This is a genomic window from Streptococcus sp. 1453, from assembly GCF_013276955.1.
In the GTDB taxonomy this organism is placed as follows: Bacteria; Bacillota; Bacilli; order Lactobacillales; family Streptococcaceae; genus Streptococcus.
The window spans coordinates 1-787 of record NZ_VMLZ01000025.1 but is presented as its reverse complement, the minus strand read 5'-3'; the positions used below and the strand labels follow the sequence as shown (position 1 = coordinate 787).

General features: G+C 41.8%; 1 pseudogene. It reads right to left on the bottom strand.

The window, feature by feature from the left end:
* Positions 1 to 270: 270 nt before the first annotated feature.
* Positions 271 to 787: pseudogene (locus tag HW098_RS10145) on the bottom strand (hypothetical protein); the annotation flags it as partial.

Genomic DNA, 787 nt, shown 5'->3' with positions numbered 1-787 from the left:
AGTGATCTCTGGATTGCTAAAGATTTTCTTAGCAACCAAATCGTTAGTCGGGCTGATGCCCGGATGTCTTAGAATCATCCTTTTCCTCCTTTTATTATACCACAGTTTTAAATCTAGGTTTGCTAGATTTACTGCTACTATCTATTTATTCGGAAAAGAAAGTGAAAAGTTCAAACTTTCCTAACAAAAAAGATAGCTAATCTCTTTTCCATCAAGAAATTTAGCTATTCTTTTTAATTGTTTTCATATCGTATAATATTTACAGATTTCTCACTCATGTCTTGCCAACAACGCTTCAAACTCCGCCACGGTCATGCCTAATTGCTCACTCGCAACCTCAGGTGTTAGAAGACCTTGACGTACTAGATTTACTAAACCTACTTTTAATCCCTCTTCAATGCCTTCTTCTCGTCCTTGTTCACGACCCTCTGCACGACCACGTTCAAGACCCTCAGCTCGACCTCGTTCTAAGCCTTTTTCTTCAGCTTGCTCCAAAGCATAGTCCTGAGCCAATAATGCCTGTTCTTCGCGCATACGTAGTTGGCTAAACATTTTCCTGTCCTCCTCGGACCAGCTCTTGTAGTCCAGCAGTTGGTCTGCCTGGCTGATAGCTCGCTCAGGTTCTTGGGTAAAGGGCTTGTTCCCGAAAAACTCCAACCATGGTTTGCGAATGCTATCTTTGCTGGTTTCCCTGTATTTTTTTAGTTCCAAGAATGCCATCTTGACCAGATGATTTTCTTGACCGTTATTTGTGATGGTTAAAACTTCACCTGTCGTGTCTTCGCGC